The organism is Phaeobacter sp. PT47_59, from assembly GCF_028890025.1.
Classification (GTDB): Bacteria; Pseudomonadota; Alphaproteobacteria; order Rhodobacterales; family Rhodobacteraceae; genus Phycobacter.
The window spans coordinates 215,199-235,228 of the sequence record NZ_JARCJL010000003.1; the positions used below are offsets into that span (position 1 = coordinate 215,199).

At 64.0% G+C, this 20,030-nt stretch carries 22 protein-coding genes; 8 read left to right on the plus strand and 14 right to left on the minus strand.

What is annotated here, in order from left to right; genetic code table 11:
- Window positions 1-82 precede the first annotated feature (82 nt).
- Genes PXK01_RS04320 through PXK01_RS04340 form a run of 5 tightly spaced genes read left to right on the plus strand, consistent with a single transcriptional unit; the run spans window position 83 to window position 3,499 of the window.
- A complete protein-coding gene (locus PXK01_RS04320; RefSeq protein WP_274859015.1) occupies window positions 83-868 on the plus strand; it encodes a DUF4198 domain-containing protein in 786 nt (261 codons plus the stop codon).
- Window positions 869-874: 6 nt separating this feature from the next.
- Window positions 875-1,486: a cobalt transporter CbiM gene (gene cbiM, locus PXK01_RS04325; RefSeq protein WP_274859016.1), complete on the plus strand. Its 612-nt coding sequence runs from the start codon at window positions 875-877 to the stop codon at window positions 1,484-1,486.
- Entirely contained in the window at window positions 1,483-2,073 is a 591-nt protein-coding gene (locus PXK01_RS04330) for a cobalt ABC transporter permease (RefSeq protein ID WP_274859017.1), read from the plus strand. The genes cbiM and PXK01_RS04330 overlap by 4 nt, the downstream gene beginning before the upstream one ends.
- Entirely contained in the window at window positions 2,070-2,852 is a 783-nt protein-coding gene (gene cbiQ, locus PXK01_RS04335) for a cobalt ECF transporter T component CbiQ (protein WP_274859018.1), read from the plus strand. The genes PXK01_RS04330 and cbiQ overlap by 4 nt, the downstream gene beginning before the upstream one ends.
- Complete coding sequence (locus tag PXK01_RS04340; protein ID WP_274859019.1) at window positions 2,849-3,499, plus strand: energy-coupling factor ABC transporter ATP-binding protein; 651 nt, start codon at window positions 2,849-2,851, stop codon at window positions 3,497-3,499. The genes cbiQ and PXK01_RS04340 overlap by 4 nt, the downstream gene beginning before the upstream one ends.
- A 102-nt stretch (window positions 3,500-3,601) precedes the next feature.
- Here PXK01_RS04340 and PXK01_RS04345 read toward each other — a convergent pair whose 3' ends face one another.
- From PXK01_RS04345 to PXK01_RS04370, 6 genes are all read right to left on the minus strand, one after another.
- The gene (locus tag PXK01_RS04345; protein ID WP_274859020.1) at window positions 3,602-4,291 is read right to left on the minus strand and encodes an ABC transporter ATP-binding protein; all 690 of its coding nucleotides are present in this window, start codon (window positions 4,289-4,291) and stop codon (window positions 3,602-3,604) included.
- Window positions 4,288-5,049 (minus strand): ABC transporter ATP-binding protein, encoded by a 762-nt coding sequence (locus PXK01_RS04350; RefSeq protein ID WP_274847438.1) that lies wholly within the window; start codon window positions 5,047-5,049, stop codon window positions 4,288-4,290. Before PXK01_RS04350 ends, PXK01_RS04345 begins: the two co-directional genes overlap by 4 nt.
- Window positions 5,042-6,025, minus strand: a complete 984-nt coding sequence (locus PXK01_RS04355) for a branched-chain amino acid ABC transporter permease (RefSeq protein ID WP_446728357.1) — start codon at window positions 6,023-6,025, stop codon at window positions 5,042-5,044. The genes PXK01_RS04350 and PXK01_RS04355 overlap by 8 nt, the downstream gene beginning before the upstream one ends.
- Before the next feature lie 2 nt (window positions 6,026-6,027).
- Window positions 6,028-6,948, minus strand: coding sequence for a branched-chain amino acid ABC transporter permease (locus PXK01_RS04360; RefSeq protein WP_274859021.1), 921 nt, complete (start codon window positions 6,946-6,948; stop codon window positions 6,028-6,030).
- Between the two features lie 60 nt (window positions 6,949-7,008).
- The gene (locus tag PXK01_RS04365) at window positions 7,009-8,145 is read right to left on the minus strand and encodes an ABC transporter substrate-binding protein (RefSeq protein WP_274847435.1); all 1,137 of its coding nucleotides are present in this window, start codon (window positions 8,143-8,145) and stop codon (window positions 7,009-7,011) included.
- A gap of 388 nt (window positions 8,146-8,533) precedes the next feature.
- Complete coding sequence (locus PXK01_RS04370; protein WP_274859022.1) at window positions 8,534-9,460, minus strand: hydrogen peroxide-inducible genes activator; 927 nt, start codon at window positions 9,458-9,460, stop codon at window positions 8,534-8,536.
- A 104-nt stretch (window positions 9,461-9,564) separates the two neighbouring features.
- Between PXK01_RS04370 and PXK01_RS04375 the strand changes: the two genes are divergently transcribed.
- Window positions 9,565-10,539 (plus strand): sodium-dependent bicarbonate transport family permease, encoded by a 975-nt coding sequence (locus PXK01_RS04375; RefSeq protein ID WP_274859023.1) that lies wholly within the window; start codon window positions 9,565-9,567, stop codon window positions 10,537-10,539.
- 26 nt (window positions 10,540-10,565) lie between these two features.
- Here PXK01_RS04375 and PXK01_RS04380 read toward each other — a convergent pair whose 3' ends face one another.
- The 3 genes from PXK01_RS04380 to PXK01_RS04390 are packed head-to-tail and all read right to left on the minus strand — an operon-like array spanning window position 10,566 to window position 13,573.
- Window positions 10,566-11,321: a maleate cis-trans isomerase family protein gene (locus tag PXK01_RS04380; protein WP_274859024.1), complete on the minus strand. Its 756-nt coding sequence runs from the start codon at window positions 11,319-11,321 to the stop codon at window positions 10,566-10,568.
- A 4-nt stretch (window positions 11,322-11,325) separates the two neighbouring features.
- Window positions 11,326-12,489 (minus strand): M24 family metallopeptidase, encoded by a 1,164-nt coding sequence (locus PXK01_RS04385; RefSeq protein ID WP_274859025.1) that lies wholly within the window; start codon window positions 12,487-12,489, stop codon window positions 11,326-11,328.
- On the minus strand, window positions 12,482-13,573 hold the full coding sequence (locus PXK01_RS04390; RefSeq protein WP_274859026.1) for a pyridoxal-phosphate dependent enzyme: 1,092 nt from the start codon (window positions 13,571-13,573) through the stop codon (window positions 12,482-12,484). The genes PXK01_RS04385 and PXK01_RS04390 overlap by 8 nt, the downstream gene beginning before the upstream one ends.
- Before the next feature lie 211 nt (window positions 13,574-13,784).
- Between PXK01_RS04390 and PXK01_RS04395 the strand changes: the two genes are divergently transcribed.
- Window positions 13,785-14,252: an Lrp/AsnC family transcriptional regulator gene (locus tag PXK01_RS04395; RefSeq protein ID WP_274859027.1), complete on the plus strand. Its 468-nt coding sequence runs from the start codon at window positions 13,785-13,787 to the stop codon at window positions 14,250-14,252.
- 15 nt (window positions 14,253-14,267) lie between these two features.
- Here PXK01_RS04395 and PXK01_RS04400 read toward each other — a convergent pair whose 3' ends face one another.
- From PXK01_RS04400 to PXK01_RS04415, 4 genes are read right to left on the minus strand one after another with little or no spacing between them, the layout of a single operon-like run.
- Entirely contained in the window at window positions 14,268-15,032 is a 765-nt protein-coding gene (locus PXK01_RS04400; RefSeq protein ID WP_274859028.1) for an SDR family NAD(P)-dependent oxidoreductase, read from the minus strand.
- On the minus strand, window positions 15,029-15,979 hold the full coding sequence (locus PXK01_RS04405) for an SDR family oxidoreductase (protein WP_274859029.1): 951 nt from the start codon (window positions 15,977-15,979) through the stop codon (window positions 15,029-15,031). Before PXK01_RS04405 ends, PXK01_RS04400 begins: the two co-directional genes overlap by 4 nt.
- On the minus strand, window positions 15,976-16,878 hold the full coding sequence (locus tag PXK01_RS04410; protein WP_274859030.1) for a bile acid:sodium symporter family protein: 903 nt from the start codon (window positions 16,876-16,878) through the stop codon (window positions 15,976-15,978). Before PXK01_RS04410 ends, PXK01_RS04405 begins: the two co-directional genes overlap by 4 nt.
- Window positions 16,875-18,191: a flavin-containing monooxygenase gene (locus tag PXK01_RS04415; RefSeq protein ID WP_274859031.1), complete on the minus strand. Its 1,317-nt coding sequence runs from the start codon at window positions 18,189-18,191 to the stop codon at window positions 16,875-16,877. Before PXK01_RS04415 ends, PXK01_RS04410 begins: the two co-directional genes overlap by 4 nt.
- 79 nt (window positions 18,192-18,270) lie before the next feature.
- Here PXK01_RS04415 and PXK01_RS04420 point away from each other — a divergent pair, with 79 nt between their 5' ends.
- Window positions 18,271-18,924 carry a TetR/AcrR family transcriptional regulator gene (locus PXK01_RS04420; RefSeq protein ID WP_274859032.1) on the plus strand — a complete coding sequence of 218 codons (654 nt, stop codon included), beginning with the start codon at window positions 18,271-18,273 and terminating at the stop codon, window positions 18,922-18,924.
- Here the strand turns inward: PXK01_RS04420 and PXK01_RS04425 are convergent.
- Entirely contained in the window at window positions 18,921-19,925 is a 1,005-nt protein-coding gene (locus PXK01_RS04425) for a LacI family DNA-binding transcriptional regulator (RefSeq protein WP_274859033.1), read from the minus strand. The genes PXK01_RS04420 and PXK01_RS04425 overlap by 4 nt on opposite strands.
- Window positions 19,926-20,030 lie beyond the last annotated feature (105 nt).

Genomic DNA, 20,030 nt, shown 5'->3' on the forward strand with positions numbered 1-20,030 from the left:
GTGAGTGGCAACTGGCTTCGTATCCCCCTCAGCCAACTGCACAAATGCGCCGGGGAAGGCGCAACGAGGTGAGGACCGAAGAATGAAGAAACTGCTCTTGGCAGCGGCCACGGCGGCAATGATGCCGGTCTTGGCGCAGGCGCATTTCCTGTTGGAATATACCGAAGAGACGATGATCGCGAGACCCGGCGAGGTCCCGGTGAAACTGGTCTTCTGGCATCCGCTAGAGGCCGGTCACGTGATGGCACTGGAAAAACCGGAAGAGTTCTACGTCATCCACAATGGCGAAAAGACCGACCTGATGGGCAGCCTTCGGGAAACCACCTTTGAAGGGCCTGAAAACAGTGCCAAGGCCTTCGTGGGATCGGTGCCGGTCAAACGCTCCGGCGACTATGTGCTGGTGACCGTACCGGCGCCCTACTACGAAGAATCCGAGGATATCTACATCCAGCAGATCACCAAGGCCTATCTGAACCGGAACGCGCTGCCCACCGACTGGGATCAGCCGCAGGGATTGGCCACCGAGATCCAACCCTTGAACAAACCCTACAACATCATTGCAGGCTCCACCTTCAGCGGCCGCGTCCTGAGCCAAGGCAAACCGGTGGCCGGTGCCGAGATCGAAATCGAATATATCGCGGCCGCCCCCGACTTGCAGGGCACGGGCGCCAAGGAGCCCGTGATTTCGCCCCTGCCCGGCGGAGCGCTGGTCGCGATCTCGGAGGACAACGGGTATTTCACCTTCGGCATTCCGAAGGCCGGATACTGGGGCTTTGCCGCCCTCGGATCCGGCCCCGAGACCACGCATCAGGGCAAGGCGTTGAGCCAGGATGCGGTGATCTGGATCCGCGCCTGGGATCTGGAGTAGCCCGGCATGCATATCGTCGACGGAGCCCTGTCCAACCCTGTCGTGATCGGCGGCGCACTCGCGGCCGCGGGAGGGATTGCCTGGGGGCTGAAATCGCTGGATCTGGATCGCATTCCCACGGCCGGCGTTCTTTCGGCCAGCTTTTTCGTGGCCTCCCTGATCCATGTGCCGATCGGCCCGTCCTCGGTGCATTTGATCCTGAACGGTCTGGCCGGGCTGATGCTTGGCTGGGCCGCCTTTCCGGCGCTTTTCGTGGGGCTCTTGCTGCAGGCGGTTTTCTTTGGCTTCGGCGGTCTGACCGTCCTTGGCATCAACACGCTCAATATTGCCCTGCCTGCTGTCTTGGTTGGGGTGCTGCTGCGACCGCTGATCGGGCGCGGCACGCCTGTGCACGGCGCCATCTGGGGCGGCATCGGTGGAGCCTCTGCGATTGCTGCAACCACGGTCATGGTGGGGGGCGCGCTGGCCCTGTCGGGGGATCAGTTCCTGCCTGCCGCGAAACTTGTGTTCGTTACCCATATCCCGGTGATGGCCATCGAGGCGGTGCTCACGGGCTTTGCCATCCTTCTGGCCCGCAAGGCAAAGCCAGAGCTGTTTTTCACCAGGGCACCCGCATGAAACGGCTGGCATTCCTCCTTGCCCTGTGCTGCGCGCCGCTGCCCGCAGCTGCACATAAGGTGATCGCCGGGGTCTTTGCCTCCGGCGCAATCATCGAAGGCGAAATCGGCTTTTCCGACGGGGCGATGGCAAGGGGGGCGGAGATCATCGTCACCGGCCCGGATGGCGCGGAACTGGGCCGGACCGTATCCGACGCGGATGGGTTCTTTGTCTTCAGGCCGACACGGGCGGTGTCGCATACCTTCTTTGCCGATCTCGGCGCCGGGCATGTGGCCAAAGTCACCATGCCTGCCGGGGAGGTGGCCAGGATCATGGGTGTCATCCCCCGCAAGGCTGCGCCTTCTACCGCTGACACAGAACCTGCTGCGCCGACGACCGCTGCTGTCGCTGTGGCATCGCTCACCGAAGAAGAGCAGCAGGCCATTGCCGACCTCCTGCGCGACGAGATACGCCCCTTGCGCCGCGAGATTGCCGCCTACCGGGAGCAGAACGATGTCCAGACCATCCTGGGCGGCATCGGCTATATCCTTGGGCTGTTCGGACTTGGCTTCTACCTTGCCGCGCGGCGCAAGTTGGGCGCGCGATGACACATGTTCTTGGCCCCCAAGAGAAGGCGCTTGCCGGTTCTGGCGCATTGGCCCGCCAGGGGTTGATCGCCCGGCTCGATCCGCGGTTGCGGATCGTGATGGCCTGTGTCTTCGCGGTCGTGGTGGTTGCGCTGTCGTCGCTGACCGCCCTTTTTGCGGCGCTGGCGATCGCGCTGTCGCTCCTGGTGATGTCGCGGCTGCCATGGCGCCGGACGCTCAGGCGGATGGCGATGATGGACGGGTTCATCCTGGTCATGTTGCTGCTGTTGCCCTTCACGGTTCCCGGCGATCCGATCCTTGTCCTGTGGGGGCTTGCGGCCAGTTGGCAGGGGCTGTGGCAGGCCGTCGAAATCGCGCTCACCGCGAATGCGGTGATCCTGGCAGTGCTGGTGCTGCTCGGCACCTTGGAGCCGGTCACCCTTGGGCATGCGCTGCACCGGTTGCGCTGCCCTGAAACGCTGGTGCATCTGCTGATGTTCACCATCCGCTATATTGACGTGCTGCATGGCGAATACCAGTGCCTGCGGGCCGCGATGAAGGTCCGCGGGTTTCGGCCCGGCACCAATTGGCACAGCTACCGCAGCTTTGGCTATCTGTTGGGGATGATGCTGGTGCGGGCCATTGAGCGCTCCGAACGTATTCTGGGGGCAATGAAATGTCGCGGTTTTGCGGGCCGGATGCCGTTGCTGCAGGAGTTTACCCTGGCCCGCCGGGACGTCACCTTTGGCACTGGCTTCACCGTGCTTTGCCTTGGCCTGATCATTCTGGATGTTGCATGACGATCATCGCACTTGAAAAGATTTGCTTTGCCTATCCCGGCCAACCGCCGGTATTGACCGGGGCCTCGTTGCATCTGCAGGCAGGGCAACGGCTGTCGATCACCGGTCCGAACGGATCCGGGAAATCCACCCTTCTGCATATCGCCCTTGGCCTGCAGCGGCCTTCGTCGGGGGCTGTGAGGATCTTTGACAAAGACCGCAAGGAAGAGGCCGATTTTCACGAGGTCCGGCGCCGCATCGGGCTGGTCTTTCAGGATCCGGACGATCAGCTGTTCTGCCCCACGGTGGCCGAGGATATCGCCTTTGGCCCCTTGAACCTGGGCAAATCCCGGCACGAGGCGATGGCGATTGTGGATCGGGTGCTGGGCGATCTGGATCTGATGCATCTCAAGGATCGCAGCACCCACAAGCTGTCAGGCGGTGAAAAGCGTCTGATCACCCTGGCAACGGTTCTGGCGATGGAGCCGGAGGCGCTGTTGCTGGATGAGCCGACCAATGCGCTGGACCCCGAGAACGAGGCACGTCTGCTGGAGATCCTGCTGTCCCTGCCGCAGGCCATCCTGCTGGTCAGCCATTCCACTCCCTTTCGCGCGGCACTGGCACCGGAGCGGCTGGAGCTTCAGGGCGGCAGGCTGGTTCCCATGTGAGCGCACTGGCCATTGACCGGACTGGTCATTGATCGGGCTGGCGATCCGCCCGCCCGCGCCCTTTGCGCAGAGACGCGGACGGATCTGGACTTTGCTCCGATTTCAAACGCCTAGGTAGCGGTCGGTCAGATCCGGGGTCAGCGCGTCCATTCTGCCGGTCCAGACGCTTTGACCCCGGTTCAGGATCACCGCGTGGTCGGCGATCTGGGCGAGCTCCTTCAGCGTCTTGTCCACCACCAGGATCGACAGGCCCGCCTCGCGCTTCAGCTGCGCAATCGCTGCCCAGATTTCCTGTCGCACCACCGGAGCCAGACCTTCGGTTGCCTCGTCCAGGATCAAGAGGCGCGGGTTGGTCATCAGGGCGCGGCCGATGGCCAGCATCTGCTGCTCGCCGCCAGAAAGCGAACTGGCGGTCTGGTCGCGCCGTTCCTTCAGACGCGGAAACAGCCCGGCGACGCGGGTAAAATCCCAAGGCCCTGACCGGGCGGCGGCGGTGAGGTTTTCCTCCACCGTCAGCGGGCCGAAACAGCGGCGTCCTTCGGGCACCAGACCGATGCCTAGCCGCGCGATCTTGTGCGACGCAATCTGCCGCAGGTCATGCCCATCGAAGCGCAGATCCCCGGCAAAGGGCTGCACCATGCCGCAGATCGACTTGATCGTGGTGGTCTTGCCCATGCCGTTGCGGCCCATAAGGGCGACGACCTCGCCCTCGGCCAGATCCAGCGAGACACCGAACAGCGCCTGCGAGGGGCCGTAAGAGGCCTCGATATTGCTCAGCGACAACAGGCTCATGCGGCGTCCTCCTCTCCGAGGTAGGCGCGGCGCACCTCTGCATTGGCGCGGATCTCATCCGCCGTGCCGGTGGCGATCACCGCGCCATAGACCAGCACGCTGATCCGGTCGGCGAGGGCAAAGACCGCGTCCATGTCATGTTCCACCAGAAGGATCGGCGCCTCATGGCGCAACTCATCGAGGAAACCGGTCAGGGCCTTTGATCCGCTTGCCCCCAACCCCGCCATCGGTTCATCCATCAGGAAGAGTTTCGGCTGCAGCGTCAGCGCCACGGCGACCTCCAGTTGGCGGCGTTGCCCGTGCGACAGATCCGCAGTGCGCCGCTGCGCCTCGTCCTGCAGGCCGACGCGTTCCAGGGCGCGCTGCGCAGGCTCCAGCAGCGCCTTGTCCTTCATCACGTTGCGCAAGAAGGAAAACGCCCGCCCCCGCGCACCCAGCGCGCCCAGCACCACGTTCTGCAGCACCGTGAATTCCATCGCCAGGGACGAGATCTGGAAGGTCCGCCCCAGCCCCAGCCGCGCCCGCGCCACCGTATCCAGATCGGTGACATCGCGGCCCAGCACCTCGATCCTACCACTGTCAGGCTTGAGGCTGCCCGAGATCTGCTTGATCAGGGTCGACTTGCCCGCACCATTGGGGCCGATCAAGGCGTGGATTTCACCGGGCCGCAGATCAAGGCTCACATTGTCGCTGGCCTTCAGCGCGCCAAAGCTTTTGCTGATGCCCTCGACTTTCAGAACCGGGGTCATGTCAGTCATGGGCCACCTCCCGTCCGGCAATGGCTCCGATCAGCCCGCCGCGTGCAAAGAGCACCATCAAGAGCAGCAATAGGCCAAGGAAGATCTGCCAGTATTCGCTGAACCCGCCAAGAATGTGTTCGAGCAGGATAAAGACCGCCGCACCCACGACCGGGCCGAACAGTCGTCCCACCCCACCGATGATGACAAAGACCATGATCTCGCCACTAGTGTGCCAACTCAGCATGGTGGGGCTCACGAACCGGTTGAGGTCCGCATAGAGCGCGCCGGCAAGACCTGTGATCGCGCCCGAGATGACAAAGGCCACCAGCCGCAGATGAAAGGGCGTGAGGCCCACGGTCATCACGCGTTCCTCACTCTGCCGAGCTGCCGCCAGGGCAAGCCCAAAGGGCGAACGTGCAAGACGCGCAGAGAAGACCAGCACCACGCATAGGATCACATAGGCAATCAGGAAGAACTGGATCGGATCTAGTGTATTCAGCCCCGGAAATTCGTTGCGCACCCAGATCGACTGACCATCCTCGCCGCCATAGGCGGACCAGCTGATCGCGAAGTAGTAGAGCATCTGACCAAAGGCGAGCGTGATCATGATGAAATAGACGCCCGAGGTGCGCAGGGACAGCGCCCCGATCACCAGCGCCGCCAAGGCGCTGGCGACGATGGCGACCAGCCAGATGATGGGCATCTGGTTGGTGCCTTCGATCAGGAAGGGCGCCTCCAGGATCGGCTCATAGTTCTGGGCGTGGGCCGCCAGGATCCCCATGGCATAGCCGCCGATCCCGAAAAAGGCCGCATGCCCCAGGCTTACCAGCCCGCCGATGCCCAGCGCGATATTGAGGCCGACACCCGCCAGCGCCAGGATCGCGACCTTGGTGGCGAGCGTGATGATAAAGATCTCGTCCATCGCCAGCGCCAGAAGCGGCACCGCCAGCAGCGCCGCCGCCAGCGCAATGTTCAAGGTTGTTTCGCGGGTCAGCATCAGTTGCTCCCCCCATATAGGCCCGACGGGCGCACCAAGAGGACCAGCGCCATCAGGATATAGATCAGCATCGAAGCCAGCGACGCCCCCACGGATGTGGCGCTTGCGGGCTCCATGAACAGGCCAAAGAGTTGCGGCAGGAAGACCTTGCCCAGCGTGTCAGTCAGCCCCACCAGGACCGCGCCCACCAGCGCGCCCTTGATCGAGCCGATGCCACCGATCACGATCACCACGAAGGCCAGGATCAGAACGGGTTCGCCCATGCCGACCTGCACCGACTGGATCGCGCCTACCAGGGCACCGGCCAGCCCCGCCAGCGCCGCGCCAAGGGCAAAAACCAGCGTGTAGAGCCTGGAAATATCCACCCCCAACGCCGCGATCATCTCACGATCCGCCTCGCCTGCGCGGATCTGGATGCCGATCCGGGTGCGCGCGATCAGCCAGAACAGCGCCGCCGCCACCACCAGTCCGATGGCGATGATCGTCAGCCGATAGAGCGGGTATTCGATCCCGCCGGGCAGGCTCACCGGGCCGGAGAGGTAGTCCGGCACATCCAGGAACAGCGGAAAGGAGCCGAAGATCCAGCGCGTGCCTTCGGAGAAGATCAGGATCAGCGCGAATGTGGCCAGCACCTGGTCCAGGTGATCGCGATCATAAAGCCGCCGGATCACCGCGACCTCGACAATAGCGCCAGCTGCGGCCGCAGCCGCAAGGCTAGCCACCAGCGCCAACAGGAAGGATCCGGTCAGCCCCGCCACGGCGGCGGCGGCAAAGGCCCCCACCATATACAGCGCGCCATGGGCAAGGTTGATCAGCCCCATGACGCCGAAGACCAGTGTCAGCCCCGCAGCCATGAGGAATAGCATGATCCCGAACTGCAACCCGTTCAGGACCTGCTCAAGAATGAGGATTATGGACATGGAATTGTTCCGCCGGATTGGGGGCGCCGCGGTCAGCGCCCCCACCGGATTGGAGGTCTCTTACATCTTGCACTCGGCGGCGTAGGCGTCACCGCGCATTTCAAGACCGGTGGCGATGATCTTGTTGGTGAAGACATCGCCTTCCTTGATCACTTCGCGCACGTAGATGTTCTGGATCGGGTGATGGTTGGGGCCGAACTTGAACTCACCGCGCACGGAAGCGAAATCCGCCGCCTCCAGCGCCGCACGGAAGGCGTCCTTGTCGGAGACATCGGCCTTCTCAAGCGCGCTCAGGATCAGGTTGGCGGTGTCATAACCCTGGCTGGCATAAAGCGAGGGCAGACGGCCGTATTTCTCCTGGAAGCCCGCCACGAATTCGGCGTTGGCCGCGTTGTCCAGATCCTTGTTCCACTGCGAGGTGTTCTTGACGCCCAGAGCGGCTTCACCCACGGCCTGCAGGATGCCCTGGTCAAAGCTGAAGGCCGGGCCCACCACGGGCAGGTCGACGCCACTGTCGGCATATTGCTTGAGGAAGGAAATCCCCATGCCGCCGGGCAGGAAGAAGAACACCGAATCCGCGCCCGAGGCCCGGATCTGGGCGATCTCGGCGGCGTAATCGGTCTGGCCCAGCTTGGTGTAGATCTCACCGGCCAGATCGCCCTTGTACATGCGCTTGTAGCCGGTCAAAGCGTCCTTGCCCGCCGGGTAGTTCGGCGCCAGGATGAAGCTGTTCTTGTAGCCAGTATCGCTGGCATAGGCACCTGCCGCCTCGTGCAGGTTGTCGTTCTGCCAGGCGACGTTGAAGTAATTCTCGTGGCAGCGCTTGCCCGCCAGGGCCGAAGGGCCAGCATTGGGCGACAGGTAGAACACGCCCTGCGCGGTGGCGGCAGGCACAACGGCCATGGCGAGGTTCGACCAGATGATGCCGGTCATGATATCGACCTTCTCGGACTGGATCATCTGATCGGCCAGCTGTACCGCCGTTTCAGGCTTGCGCTGATCGTCCTCGATCACCACTTCCACATCGCTGCGGCCTGCCTTTTCGATGGCCATCATGAAACCGTCGCGCACATCGACGCCAAGGCCCGCACCGCCGCCCGAAAGGGTGGTGATCATGCCGATCTTGGTGTCCGCCTGCGCCGCCACGGCCAGGGCCGAAACGGCGGTTGCCAGTGCCAGAGTCTTGATTGCTTTCATTTCCCAAAGTCTCCCTATTGCAGTTATTGGACCGGGATCCGCGTTTGCCGCGGTTATCTCCATGCCACCACTATTTCCGCTATGGGCCGGTGGCGCCAGTCCTTCCTGGCCTTTTCCCTCTGATGGGGACACCTTGCGCCCGAAGTCGGGTCGTGGTGCAGTTAAGGCGCCGGATCCTTCGCCAGCATGCCCCGCCGCTGTGGTCTTCTTCGAACTGGACCTTCGGGGCGGGTGCCGACATGAAAACTCTAGGCAGCTTCCCTTCATTATTTCAACATTAAAATATTAAACCTTAAAACATTTTTGTGGAGGTGCCGGAAAACGCGCCAAGCCTCGCAACAGCGCCCCCGCGCCGAGGACATGTCCTGCCGCGATAAGTGCAACCCTTTCAAATAGAAGTCTTTTCCACGCTCAATCCGGCGGATCCGGCCTGGGTCAACAGGGCATCCGCCAGGATCTCGGTGCCGTTCATCTCCTGCTCGGAAAACACCTGCATCAACGAGATCCTGCGACTGGCCCCCGGCACCTCCAGCGGTCTCAGCACAACTTCAGGGCATTGCTTCGCCTGCACCCGTGCGTAAAGTTCGGGCAGGATCGCCACCCCCGCGCCAGAGGCCGCCATCAGGCGAATCGCATCCAGGCTGGTGCCTTCATATTCATCCGACACGATGCCACCGCAGTCCGAGGCCAGCGCATAGACGATCCGCGACAGCCGGTGCCCCCGGTCCAGCGTCAGGAATATCCGCCCCTTCAGATCCTGGGTAGCCACCGGGGCTTTGGTCCGGGCAAGCGGGTCATCGCGCGCCACCGCCAGCCACAGCCGTTCCGAAAACAGGTTTCTTTGCAACGTGTTGGGGTGATCTTCCGGCGTTGAGATGATCAGGTCCAGACGCCCCGATTTCAGGCCCTGTTCCAGATTCTGCGTGTTCTCGTCCCGCAGGATAAAGCGCAGATCCGGGTGCGACAGGTGCAGGGCGCTGATCACCTGCGGCAACAGATAGGGCCCGATGGAGGGCAGAACCCCAAGCCGGACCCGCCCGCCGAAGGGCGCCGCTCCGATGATGGAGGCCCGCAAGTCTTCCACATCGCGCAGGATCTTCTGGGCACGGCGAATCACATCCGCGCCCTGCGGTGTTGGCGTCACCCCGGAGCGATTGCGCTGAAACAGCCGCGCGCCCAGATCGGCTTCGACCTCGGCAATCTGCGCCGAAAGGCTCGGCTGGCTGACGTTCAGCGTTTCTGCCGCCAGACCGAAGCGACCCAGCCGCGCCACCGCCACCACATATTCCAATTGCCGAAGAGTTGGCCGCATCATTCATAGCCTCAAACTATGCAACAGTTAGAATTCTTGTATTTTAGTTATCTGAAAAATCAAGTCATCAGGCCGCGACAGACGCCCACTGATAAAGGAATCAAACCGTGGCACAGATAATTGACAGCCTGGCCGGCAATCTGCTGGTCCCCACCATCCTGTTCTTTGCCTTGGGTCTTGCCGCCGCCTTTGCCCGCAGCGATCTGTCGATCCCAAGTGGCGCGGCCAAGTTCATGTCGATCTACCTGCTACTGGCCATCGGCTTCAAAGGCGGTGCCAGCCTGGCGCAGCACGGGCTCAGCCCCGATCTGTTCGCAACCCTTGCCGCTGGCGTGTTGCTGTCCTTTGTCATCCCCTTCGTGGCCTTTGGCCTCCTCAAGGTGATGACCAGGCTCAACACTCTGAACGCGGCCGCGCTTGCCGGTCACTACGGGTCGATCTCCATCGTGACCTTCGTCACCGCGACCAGCCTGCTGGAGCTGGGCGGCATCGCCTACGAAGGCTATATGGTCGCCGTTGCCGCCGCGATGGAGGTGCCTGCCATCCTCTCCGCCCTGTGGCTGGCGCATCGGCGTGGCGGCGAGCAGCAGGACACCCCCAAAGGGCTCTGGCGCGACCTTCTGGCCAATGGATCCATCGTTCTCCTGGTGGGGGCCTTCACCATTGGCGCCATCACCGGCGAAGACGGTCTTGCAACGATTTCGCCCTTCATCATCGGCCCCTTCACCGGCATCCTGTGCCTGTTCCTGCTGGACATGGGTCTGGCCGCCGGGCGCAGCCTGATCTCCAACCGGGGGCAGCTCACGCCGGGCCTGTTTGCATTCGGTGTGACCATGCCGGTGATCGGCGCCCTGATGGCCCTGGCGCTGGCGCGGCTGACCGGCCTGTCGGATGGCGGCAGCTTCCTCTTCATGGTGCTGGCGGCCTCGGCCTCTTACATCGCGGTGCCCGCAGCCATGCGCATCGCCCTGCCGCGCGCAGAACCCGGCATCTACCTGTCGATGTCGCTGGGGGTCACCTTTCCCTTCAACATCACCGTCGGCCTGCCCCTGTATCTGTGGCTGGCGCAGGCAAGCGGTTAAGCCAGGGCGCAGCTCCCCGGCCGGTATCAGCCCGCTGCCGGTGGCAGCCGAAACACCTGGCCGGGACCCGTGATCCCGGCCTCGACGCCCGCAAGCCGCGCCATATGCCAGGCCAGAACCTGGTTGCTGCTCAGGACCGGCTTGCCCAGCTCCGCTTCCAGGCCGTCGATGATATCCAGCGTGCGCAGGTTGGTGCAGGACAGGAAGACAGCATCGGCTTCCTGCCCAACCGACACGGCCGCCGCCCGGATCGAGGCCGGGTCGATCCGCGCCACCCGCGCCTCTACCTCCTCGCCAAAGGAGACGGTGGCGGGCACATCATGGCCGCGGGTCTCGAAGGCGCGGCGCACCGGGGCGCTGACGCTCTCCACATAGGGCGACACGATCGCCAGCGACCGGGCATCCAAGGCCTCCAGCGCCGCCAGAGCCGCGCTCAGAGGATCGGTGACACGGGCTGTGGCGGCGCCCTGGCGCACCAGATCCGCCACCCGGTCGGCGCCGATCAATGTGGTGCCCGAGGTGCAGCCATAGCCGATCACATCGAACTTCGCCGCCGGGGGCAGCAGGGCCGCCGCCGCTGGAAGGGTGCGCTCCATGGTGGCGATGGTATCAGGCGTCAGTTCATCGCCGCTGGGGATACGGGTCACGTGATGGGCCACATCGCCGCCCGGCAAAAGGCGGCGCATGTCCTGTTCCAGCGTCTCGTCCACCTGCAGGACGATCAGCCCCAGCGTGGCACCACTGCCGATGGGACCGGTCAGGTCATAGGGAAAGCGATCCATGCCCTCACTCCAGAACCGGCAATTCTGCCGGGGCGCGCGCGGACAGAAGCTCCGGCCCATCTTCGCGCAGCACGATATTCTCTTCATGCACCAGAATGCGGCCCGGTGCGATTTCCACCCCCGGCTCCAGCGTCAGCACCATGCCCGCCCGCAGCACCGATCGGTCCTTGGGTGTGAAAGAGGGCCATTCGGTCAAGGTCACCCCCAGCCCGTGTCCCAGCCGCCCGCCGCCCGGCGTGGCGCCGTTTGCGCACAGCCCGTCGCAGAGGATCCGGTGCACATCCGCCGCCGTCATTCCGGGGCGCAGGGTCTCCAGCGCCAGATCGGTGGCGACATAGAGCGCCGCATGGGCGCGAGCGGTGTCGGCGGCAACCGCGCCAATGGCATAGTTCCGGTCAAAATCGCAGAAATAGCCGTCGCGCACCGCTCCGGTGTCCAGCATCAGCACATCGCCCCGCGCCAAAGGCTGCGCCGTCGCCGGAGAGATCACATCGCCATAGCCACCCTGCCCGGCGCCGCCTGCGGTGTAGCTGACCCAGTCCGCGCCCTCCTCCAGCAGAACCCGCTGAAAATCGCGAAACACCGCATCCAGCGGACGCCCGAGACCTGCAAACTCCGGCACGCGGGCGAATGTGCGATCCGCCACGGCGCAGGCGGCGCGGATCTTGGCGACCTCGGCCTCTGACTTCACCTCGCGCACCCGCTGCACCACATCGGTCGCATCCACCATCCGGCGCGGTGCGATCCGGGCGGTCAGCGCCATGTAATCGCTGAGTGCCATGCGCAGCTGGGTTTCCAGCCCCATGGGCGTGCCGATCGCGCCCTCGGCGAGTACCAGATCGCATAAAGTCGCCGCCAGAAGGCTGACGCCATCGTCGCTTGGGTCCGGCGCATCCCAGGTGCGGATATCGGAAATCCAGGTCTGCCCCATCAGATCGGCGCCGATGGAGGGGATCACCGCAACCGGATTGCCCTTCGCCGGGACCACCACGAACCAGGGGCGCGCCGGGCTTTCCCAGAACCGGGTGAGAAAACCTGTCACATAGAAGATATCCGCCGCCGTGGTCAGCAGCAGCGCATCCATCCCCGCCAAGGCCATCCCGGCCTGCAGCGCATCACAGCGGCACCGGTGTTCGGACAGGGCAAAAGCGCGCGCCGGGTCAGCCATCTTCCGGCCCTTCGCTCAGGATCGCCAGAACCCGCGCATCGGCACCGCAGCCGGGCACCCGCCCCGCCAGCAGCGCCGCCAGCCCCGCGCCGCCCGACGGCGTCGTCGCATAGCCGTGATCCGCCAATGTATTCACTGCCTCGGCGGCCTCTTCTTCGGAAATGGTGACAAAGAGATCGGCGTCGCGCACCAGGCCGTTCAGCGCCACCAACGAGGGCGTCTTGCAATCGAGCCGTCCCATGGCGGACTCCGGCCCATGGGTGTCCACAAGATGCCCCGCACGGATGCTTTCGATCAGGGCCGGTGCGGCCTCGGGTTCCACCACCACGATTCGCGGCGCATCGCCCCAGACATGCCGCGCATAGGCCGCCACCGCCGCCGCCAGCCCGCCGACCCCGGCCTGCAGCAGAATATGAGTAGGCACCTCTTCGATCTGGCTTGCCGCCTCGGCGGCCAGTTGCAGATAGCCTTCCATCACCGCCACCGCAGACTCCATGTAGCCCTGCCAGGAACTGTCCGAGAGAGGCGTCCAGCCATTTCCCAAAGCGTCAGCCTGGGCGGCAGCCATGCTTGCCTCGTAATCCGCGCCCGCGCGCACCACCTCGGCTCCCTTGGCGCGCAACCGTTCGGCAAAGGCTTCGGGCACGGTCTTGGCCAGATAGATCACCGCCTGCGCGCCGAACAGCCGGGCGCCCGCCGCGACCGACAGGCCATGGTTGCCTGCGCTGGCGGTGGCAAAGGTGCGCCCTTTCAGCGTCTCCTCCCAGGCCGGGGCGGCCTCTCCTGCCTGTTCCCGAACCTCTGCCGCCTCACGGGCAATGGCATAGGCCGCGCCCAGCGCCTTGAAACTGCCAAGCCCCATCCGGGCGCGCTCATCCTTGATCCAGAGCCGCGCAACACCCGCCACCGCCGCCAGATCCACGGCATCGATCAAGGGCGTCACCGCATGGCGCGGGCAAAGCGCCAGCAACCGGGCAACTGCTTCGGCGTCCACGCTGGGCAGAATGTCAGCCTCCGGGCCGGTCAAGGGCACGGCCCGCGCCCGCCAATCGTTTTCAAGCGTATTGCTGAGGCCCCCATCCATGCCCGATCTTCCCTTGCTGCCTGCGATCTTCGCCACAGAGTAGTAGGTGCCGCCAGCGGTTTGTGGGAAATATGCGCGCGATCCGGGCCGAAAAACGGAAGCAGTAGCATATCTTACGCTGTATTTCGGATCATAGACGGAACAATCTTGCAAATCATACAGGAAACCGGACAGGATCCCTCAGCAGACGAAGAAGGACCAAGGCAGCGATATGGACCGTTTCGACCGGCTGATCCTTGCGGCCATTCAAAGCAACAACCGGCTGACCGCCGATGCGCTTTCGGAGCGTGTCGGACTGTCCCCGGATGCCTGCCGCAAGCGGCTCTCCCGGCTGCGCTCACAAGGCTATGTGGCCGCCGATGTGGCCGTTCTGAACCCGGACAAGCTGGGACGCGGCCTGACCCTGATCGTCGAGGTCACCCTGCAAAGCGAGCGCCCCAGCGACATCGACCGTTTTCGCCGCCGCATGATCGAAGCGCCCGAGGTCATGCAATGCTACTACGTGACCGGCAATGCGGATTTCATCCTGATCCTCACCGCCCGCGACATGCCCGACTTCGAAGCCTTCAGCAGGCGGCACTTCTTTGACGAGGAGAATATCGCCCGGTTCCGCACCTCGGTGGTGATGAACCGGGTCAAGACCGGGTTTTCCCTGCCGGTCCTGACCGAGGAAGACTGAACTCGGCTTGCCTGATCAAGAGTCGTGGCCGCCGATCTGTCGCTCCATCAACCGCTGATACAGCCGGGGCGCCAGGCTGTTTATCCACCAGGCAAGACGCGCCACGCGTCCAACCGGGATCATCGGCTGCCGCCGGTCATATCCGCGCAGGATGTCCCGGGCAGCGGCCTCGGGGGTCATGTAATCCACCCCGTCGCTGGCCGATCCGGGTCGGGCGGTGCCATCGCTTTGCCGCTGATCATTGCCGATATTGGTCGCCACGAAAGACGGCGCCGCAATCAGCACATCAACCGCGTGGGGCTTTTCCTCGGAGCGCAGGGATTTGAAGAACCCCTCCAGCGCATGTTTCGAGGCCGCATAGGAGGTGCGGTGAAAAAGCGGCGTGAACCCCGCCACCGAGGAGATGGCGATATGGGTGCCGCCCGCGCGCCGCACCGCCTGCAGGAAATGCCCGGCCATGGCGACGGCGGCAAAGTAGTTGATCTCGAACACCCGGCGGTGGCTCGTCTCATCAATGGTGTCAAAACCACCGATCTGGGTGATGCCCGCATTGTAGATCACCAGATCAATCACCGGGTATTGCTGCAGGATCTGTTCTGACACCTGGCGCAGCTGCTCCCCATCGGTCAGATCGCATTGAATCGGGATCTGGCGCTCGCTTGTCTCCAGCCCCGAGGTATCGAGGTCCAGCAGGATCACCCGCCAGCCGCGGTCCTGCAAGGCGGCAGACAGGGCACGGCCCAAGCCGCCCGCGCCGCCAGAGATAATGGCTGTCTTCATAGGCCTGCCTGACGCCTCCATAGATCAAAGACTTCGGCGCTGGTCAGCTCGGGCGTATATCCGAAATCGGCCTTCAGCGCGCTATTGTCCAGCACCGGCCGGTATTGCAGGAACCGCACCTGCTCGGGCCCGTATTGGGTCAACCCCAGGGGTTTCGCCAAAGCCAGCGCCGCTTTCAGCACAAAGGGCGGCAGCCGCAGCACGGGTTTCTTTAGCACCCGCGCCAGATCCGTCACCCCCATGGCGCCGTCCCCTGCCACGTTGAAGACCCCCGCAGGGCCATCCGTTGCGGCCCGAGACAGGATCCGCGCCAGATCCCGCGTCCAGATGAACACGAAAGGGCTTTCGCTACCCGCAACCGCCAGCAGGCGCGGACGGTGGAACAGGGCGGTGATCTGGTTCTCGGTGCCTTCTCCCAAAACCGTGCCGACCCGCAGCACCACCTGCTCCAGCTGCGGCGCTCCACGGCGGTAGTTGGCCAGCATCTCTTCGACCTGACGCTTGTGATCGGAATAGGCGAATTCCGGATTGCCGCGCAGGCTATCATTCTCGCGCAGCGGCACCGGGTTATCCGCGTGATAACCATAGGCCGCGCCGGAGGAGGTGACGACAATGCGCCCCACCCTGTTGGCAACGGCGGCCTGCAACACCTTGCGGGTGCCCTCCACATCCACCGCATAGGCAAAGTCGCGCCCGCTGCCCTTGGGCGGGGTGACGATGGAGGCCAGATGCACGATCACATCCGGTTTCACCTCGCCAATAACACGGGCGGGATCATCGGTGGTCACATCCATGCGGCAGAACTCCGCCCCTGCGGGCAGGTCTTTGGGCGGCGCAAGGTCCGAAGCGATGATGCGGCAGCCCTGCAATTCCTGCAGCAGGGCGCGGCCCACCATGCCGGCAGCACCTGTGATCAGAACGGTCCTGGTCAGGGCTCCCTCAGTCATCGTGCCGCCTCCGTCCGCGCCATCAGCGCTGCCAGGGCAAGGCCAGATATGGCATGCCAGATGCCCCAGAAGGCCGCCGCCACCGCCATGCCGCCCAGCCCTCCGAAGAAGGCAAAGATCAGCACCAGACCAAGGCCGGAGTTCTGGATCCCCGTCTCGATGGTCACCGCGCGCCGGTCATAGGGGGAGAGCCCCGCCAGCGTCGCCGTGACCCAGCCGCCGCCCAGCGCCAGCGCATTGTGCAGCACCACAAGACCGGCAACCGCGCCGGCAAACTGCAGGAAGAAACCCCAATTGGCCGCCAGCGCCAGCACGATGAAGGCGATGAAGATGCCCATCGACAGCCATTGCAGCGGGCGGCGAATGCGCGCGGTCAGATCGGGTTTTCGCATATTGAGCTGCACGCCCAGCACCAATGGCAGCACCAGCATCAGCCCCACGGTGATGGCAATCTGCACCGGGTCGATCTCGGTCTGTTGCAGGATCGCGCGGGTGGGCGGGTACAGCCCGCCCCACAGACCGATATTGACCGGCGTCAACAGGATCGCCCCCACAGTGGCAAAGCCGGTCATCGACACCGACAGGGCCGCGTTGCCGCCCGCACGATGGGTGATGAAATTGGAGATATTGCCGCCCGGACAGGCCGCCACCAGGATCAGCCCCAGCGCGATCGAGGGGCGCGGATTGGTGAGCCAGACCATCGCGAAGGTCAGCACCGGCAGCACCAGGAACTGTGAGATGAGGCCCACGATCAAGGGTTTCGGCGCCCGCCGCAGCCGGTGGAAATCGGACGGCTTCAGGTCGATGGCGATGGAGAACATCACCACCGCGAGGATCCCGTTCAGCAGCGTCAAGGAGGCGGGGCTGAAATTCAGCGCGACGTCATCAATCCCGTTCATGCGCCCGCCCCGGACAGGCGCTTGATCCAACCCGTGACCGCCTTGCGATAGGTCGCCTTGTCCACGTAATAGGCCATGCGCGCGAGTTTCAGATAGGCCATGCCGCCGGTGGCGCGCTCGAACCCTGCGGCCTTTTCTGCCTGCAGGGCCTTGGCCTCGGCATTGCCGGTTTGCAGCCCCTTGATATAGCGCGCGACCATCTCGGCCTGCTCGTGCCGTCCCTGCCAGCCAAGGCCGCTGGCCTCGACCATGCCGAGGACGAACAGGTCATCGCGGGCAGGGTGCATCGCGTTGAGATAGAGATGCGGCGCGGCGCCCTGCCAGTTCAGCAGATCCTTGTCGATGAAGGGATAATGCAGCTTGTAGCCAGTCGCGGCGAGGATCATGTCATAGTCAGCCTGGCTGCCATCGGTGAAATGCACCGTGTTGCCATCGATCCGGTCAATATCGGGGCGGATCTTCAGATCGCCATGCCCCGCGTGATAAAGCACCAGCGAGTTCACCACCGGGTGGCTTTCGTAAAGCTGGTAGTCGGGTTTCGGGAAGCCATATTTTTGCGGATCGCCCACGAACCATTTCAGGATCAACCCGTCGATGCGCCGCTTCAGCCACATCGGCAATTGGATCAACCCGCCCATTGTGTCCGCCGGTTTGCCAAAGACGTATTTTGGCACGAAGTAATAGCCGCGCCGCATCGACAGATCGCAAGTGGCGCCATGGTGGATCGCATCCACCGCAATGTCGCAGCCCGAATTGCCCGCGCCCACAACCAGCACCCGCTTGCCGCCGAACTGTTCGGCCCTGCGGTACTGGCTGGAGTGGATCAGCTCCCCCGCGAAATCTCCCGGGAATGTCGGCATGTTCGGCTCGGACAGGGTACCATTGGCAATCAGCACCCCTGCGAAGTCTTCGCTATGCTCACCTTCCGCATCGCGCCAGGTGACACGCCAGCCCTCGCCGGGGCCGCCCAGGGGTTCGGTCTTCAGCACCTCGGCGCCAAAATGGTAGTGCTGCCGCAGCCCGAAATGATCGGCAAAATCGTGGAAATAGCCCTTCAGATCCCGGTGCGAGGGATATTCGGCCACCTCCTCCTTCATCGGAAAATCGGCAAATTCCGTCATCCGCTTGGAGGAGATCAGATGCGCGCTTTCGTACATCGTGGACTTTGGCCCATCGATGTCCCACAAACCGCCCACATCCGAATGCAGCTCAAACCCCTGAAAGGGAATGCCTTGCTCGACCAATACCTTGGCCATAGCCAGCCCCATCGGCCCAGCGCCGATAAGGGCATAGCGCCCGCGCGTTTCCGTCATGTTTCCTCCCTGTCCTCCGGCTTTAGATTGAACAATCGTTCAAAATAAGGCAAGATATTTTCGTCACAGGGAGTTTTTCGTGGAAAAACAACGCAAACGCGCCCCATCGGCCCGGTCGCTGCAGACCAAGGCGCGCATCTTGGATGCTGCCGAACAGCTGTTTGCCGAACGCGGATTCGAAGGGGCATCGCTGCGCGACATCGCCGCGCTGGCTGGGGTTCAGGTGGGGCTGGTGCATCACCATGGCGGCGGCAAGGAAGAGTTGTTTCACCAGACCGTCACCCGCCGCGCCGATGAGCTGGCGGCGCTGCGCCTGGCGGAACTGGAGGCGTTGAAACAGTCGGGGGATGCGACCCTGCGCGGGCTGCTGGATGCCTTCACGCGGGCCTATGTGACGCTGGCCCGCACTGGCGGTCCCCATTGGCAGCACTATGGTCGGTTGGTGGCGCATGTCTCCGCCGATCCGCGCTGGCGCCCCCTGGCGGCGGAGTGTTTCGACCCCACCGCGAACCGGTTCATCGAAGAGATCCTGGCGCTCTACCCGACCGCCGAACGGCAGGCCGCCGCCACCGGCCAGGTCTATTCCGTCGCCGCCATGCTGGCCTTTCTCAACACCGGCTGGCGGATCGAGGCGCTCAGCCCCGGCGCGGCAGAGGCGCAGGTGGACCAGCTGATCGATTTCTGCACCGCCGGGATGGAGGCGATCCTCAGCCCCGGGCCGAGTTGCAGCTAAAGCGACTGGCCAAGGCTGATCTGCGGGCCAAGCCGCGTGCAGATGGGATCAAGCGGCTTTTCTGCGTCGCGCGCCTGCAAGACGATCTTTGCCGCCCTCTCACCGATTTCGCGGCGGCAGGCATCGGTGGTGGCCAGCTCCAGCGGCAGGCCTTGCAGGATCTGCAGGTTGTTGAACCCCGCCAGCGCCACATCCTGGGGCACTGACAGCCCGGCGCCCAGGCAATGCATCAGCCCGCCGACGCTCATCACGTCCGACGAATAGTAGATACAGTCAAGGTCAGGGTTGCGCTCCAGCATCTGCGCGGTCAGCTGGCGCCCGGTCTGGATCGAGCTTTCTCCGGCATAGTGTTCGCGATCCAAGAGCGCGACGCCCTGCTCTGCAAGCCCTTCGACAAAGCCGTCAAACCGTTTACGGGCGCGGAAATCCTGCGGCATCTTGGTGCCGATGAAGCCAATCCGCCGATAGCCCCGCGCCAGGATCTGCGCCGCCATGTCGCGCCCCGCCTGAAGGTGGGAAATGCCGACACAATGGCGCACCGGGATGCCGTCCACATCCATCACCTCGACCACCGGACAATCGGCCTGCGCCATCATCCGCCGGGTCGCCTCAGAATGTTCCAGCCCCGCCACGATCAGCCCCGACGGCCGCCAGCTGAGCATTTCGCGGATAACCTCTTCTTCCTCTTCCAGCTCGTAGCCCGACACCCCAACCACCGGTTTCAAGGGCGTCTCCTTCAGCACCGAGGATATGCCCGACAGCACCTCGGGAAAGACGAAGCTGTTCAGCGAGGGCACCACCACCGCCACCAGGTTCACCGATTGCGACGACAGCGACCCGGCGATGCGGTTGGGCACATAGCCATGGGTGCGGGCGATCTCCTCGACCCGCGCCCGCGTCGCCTTGGAGACATCCGCCGTCCCGCGCAACGCCCGTGAGGCGGTCATCTCGCTGACCCCGGCGAGGCGCGCAACATCCTTGAGCAACAGTTTCTTCGTCATGGGCGCATCGTCCAGCACTTTGCCCGTCGCCGCAAGGGGCTGCGCCCCTTGGGCGTCAAAACTCCGCGAGCGGGGTTGATCTTCAAATCCGTTATCGATAACGAT